We start from the raw sequence: 3061 nt of genomic DNA on the forward strand, positions 1-3061 counted from the left end.
CGCACCTATCGTCTGGTGATCGCCTGCCCCGACCGTGTTGGCATCGTGGCGAAAGTCAGTAATTTCCTGGCCCTGTACAATGGCTGGATCAACGAAGCCAGTCACCACTCCGATGAGCAGAGCGGCTGGTTCTTCATGCGTCATGAAATCCGCGCCGAATCGTTGCCGTTCGGTATCGAGGCCTTCCGCGAAGCGTTTGCGCCGATTGCCGAAGAGTTCTCCATGACCTGGCGGGTTACCGACTCTGCGCAAAAGAAGCGCGTCGTGCTGATGGCCAGCCGCGAGTCGCATTGCCTGGCCGACCTGTTGCACCGCTGGCACACCGATGAACTGGACTGCGAGATCCCGTGCGTGATCTCCAACCATGACGACCTGCGCAGCATGGTCGAGTGGCACGGTATTCCGTTCTTCCATGTACCCGTCGACCCCAAGGACAAGGCCCCGGCCTTTGCCGAAGTATCGCGCCTGGTTCAGGAGCACACTGCCGACGTGGTGGTGCTGGCCCGCTACATGCAGATCCTGCCGCCGCAGCTGTGCCAGGACTACGCCGAGAAGGTCATCAACATCCACCACAGCTTCTTGCCCTCGTTTGTCGGTGCCAAGCCGTACCACCAGGCTGCCTTGCGTGGCGTGAAGCTGATCGGCGCAACCTGCCATTACGTGACCGAAGAACTGGACGCCGGCCCGATCATCGAGCAGGACGTGGTGCGTGTCAGCCATGCCGACAGCATCGAGGACATGGTCCGCTTTGGCCGCGATGTCGAGAAGATGGTGTTGGCCCGTGGCTTGCGTTATCACCTGGAAGACCGCGTGCTGGTACATGGCAACAAGACGGTAGTGTTTGACTGATTGCGCAGGGGGCGCAAAGCGCCCCCCAGCACATCTGAGGGAGACACCAATGCCCGGACAGCGCAACCAACCCACCGCTTCACCCCCACCTACGCTCGGCGAAGGCTGCCTGGCCCGTTTCGACCCTGAAGCCCTGGCCGACACCGACGGTACCGATTTCCCGGGCGCTGTCGAACTCTGGCAGCAGCTCAACCCGCCTGGCGCCGCCAGCGCTCCAGCAACGGACGCGCCAGCAGGCACACAAACACCGGCCCACCCGCCAGCAGGTAGAAGTAGTAGGTAACCGCCCGCCATATCAGGATCGCCGCAGCCGCGGTCGAACTGCCCACCAGTGGCGTCAGCAGGCTGGCCGAAGTCAGCTCGGCGGCACCGGCCCCTCCCGGTAGCAGGCTGAACTGCCCTGCACTGAGCGAGAGCATCTGCACCAGGAAGCTGGGGATCCACGCCAGGTCCACGCCCAGCCCCCGCAACACCAGGTACAACACGCTGTAGCGAAGGCTCCAGTGTGCGCAGGTCAGGGTGAACACCAGGGTCAGCGTGCGCTTGGGCAGGCGCCAGGTCTGCGCCAGCGCATCAATGAAGTGCAGTACTTTGCGCGCCCAGCGGCGTTGGCGCTGTCGGCCTACGCCCAGGCGCTGCAGCAGCCTGCCGTTGACGCGCATCACCGTGCGCCGGTAGCGCAATAGCCCGATCAACCCGGCCAGCGCCGTGCACAACATCAATGCACTGCCCAGCAGCATGCTCTGCTGGCTACGCCCCAGGCTGTGAAACAGCGCGTAGCCAGCAATCGCCAGCATCGCGCAGAAGAAGAACACCAGGTCGTTCAACTGGTCCATGGCGAACACTGCACCGCTGTGCGCCGGGCGTATGCGGTCGCGTGATAGCAGGGCCATCAAGGTCAACGGCCCGCCGCTGCCACCGGGCGTGGTGCAGATCGCGAACTCGGTGGCCATCACCACGCCCAGGCTGCGCATGGGCCCCAGCCGTGCGCCATGCTGGCCGAGCAGCAGGCGCAGACGGATGGCATTGATCACCCAGCACAGCAGGATCATGCCCAGCAGGGTCAGCAGCAGTGTCGGGTCGAAGCGCTGCAGCCTCGGCAGCAGTTCGCTGCCGCCGAGCAAGGTTGGCACCAGCACCGCGCCAAGCAATGCCAGGCCGAGCCAGGCCAGGCGGTTCATGCGTTGGCCCGGCTGTCCAGCCAGGCCGACTTGGTCAGTGGTTGACGGCCTTGGGCCAGCAAGGTTTGCACGGTGTTCAGCCAGTACTCGCGGGATGTGCGGTGGCGCATGTCTACCGGGTGCAGGCCAAGGCGCAAGGTGTCGGCATCGCGCCAGCGTCGGCATTGCCAGTCGCAGAGCACTCGCGAGAGACCGCGACGCCATGCGCTGCGGGCGCTCCAGACCAGCCCCGGGGCTTCGATGGCAGTGAAATCCGGCAGCCGGTACAGGTGCTGCGGCGTGCTGGTGTAGCGCAGCGGCAGGCTGCGCAGAGCCTGGCGGGTGCCTTCGCTCATCAGCCAGGCCGGTGCGACAAAGCCCGCTACCGGCCAGCCCTGCTGGCTGAACAGCGCCAGCCCAGCTTCCAGGCGCTGCAGGGCCTGTTGCTGGTCGAGGGCATAGAACTCGCCTTCGTGGGTGTAGATGCGGCGCATGAAGTATTCGCCTGGCGTGCGCGGTGGTGGGCCGCTGTCGGCATGATAAAAGCCATGCAGGGCCAACTCGTCGCCCTGCGCCAGGCGTTGTTCCAGCAGGTGGCAGAAGGATGGCGAGCGCTGCAAGGGATTACGCTGGTGGAAGTCCGGAACCACCAGCCAGGTCATGGGGATGCCGCCGATGGCATCGATGGCCTGGACGAACGGTTGGTAGTCTGGCCAGGTCTCCGGCGCGACATCGTGCAGCACCAGCATCAGGCTGGGCGGTCCCGGCATGGGCTCAGCCATGCGCGCGGACCTGCGGCTGGTGGCCAAGCACGGCCTGGTAGTGCTGCAGCAGGCCGGCCACCACGTTGTCCCAGGAATAGTGTTGCTCCACGTGGTTGCGCGCCTGGGTGCCGAGGGTTCGCACGCCTGCCTCGAACGCTTCGCGCACGGCCGCCGCCATGGCCTGGCCATCGTTGGGGCGACACAAGCGCCCGCACTGTTCGTTGACGATTTCACTGAAAGCCCCGGCGCGCACAGCCACCACCGGTGTAGCGCTGGCCATCGCTTCGA

The 3061-nt window shown here is 65.3% G+C and carries 4 protein-coding genes; 1 reads left to right on the forward strand and 3 read right to left on the reverse strand.

Translation table 11 applies throughout. The annotated features are described in order from the left end of the window. The coding region (gene purU, locus HP546_RS28295) for a formyltetrahydrofolate deformylase (protein ID WP_172232539.1) at nt 1–849 on the forward strand (849 nt) is incomplete at its 5' end. A gap of 188 nt (nt 850–1037) precedes the next feature. On the opposite strand, the gene HP546_RS28300 is transcribed toward purU, so the two are convergent. From HP546_RS28300 to HP546_RS28310, 3 genes are all read right to left on the reverse strand, one after another. Next, complete coding sequence (locus tag HP546_RS28300) at nt 1038–2030, reverse strand: lysylphosphatidylglycerol synthase transmembrane domain-containing protein (RefSeq protein ID WP_172232542.1); 993 nt, start codon at nt 2028–2030, stop codon at nt 1038–1040. Further along, the gene (locus HP546_RS28305) at nt 2027–2791 is read right to left on the reverse strand and encodes a DUF2334 domain-containing protein (protein ID WP_172232545.1); all 765 of its coding nucleotides are present in this window, start codon (nt 2789–2791) and stop codon (nt 2027–2029) included. Before HP546_RS28305 ends, HP546_RS28300 begins: the two co-directional genes overlap by 4 nt. Continuing rightward, nucleotides 2784–3061 (reverse strand): glycosyltransferase (locus HP546_RS28310; RefSeq protein WP_172232548.1); only part of this gene is annotated, 278 nt, incomplete at its 5' end. The genes HP546_RS28305 and HP546_RS28310, both read right to left, overlap by 8 nt.

This window comes from Pseudomonas sp. CM25 (genome assembly GCF_013179705.1).
In the GTDB taxonomy this organism is placed as follows: Bacteria; Pseudomonadota; Gammaproteobacteria; order Pseudomonadales; family Pseudomonadaceae; genus Aquipseudomonas.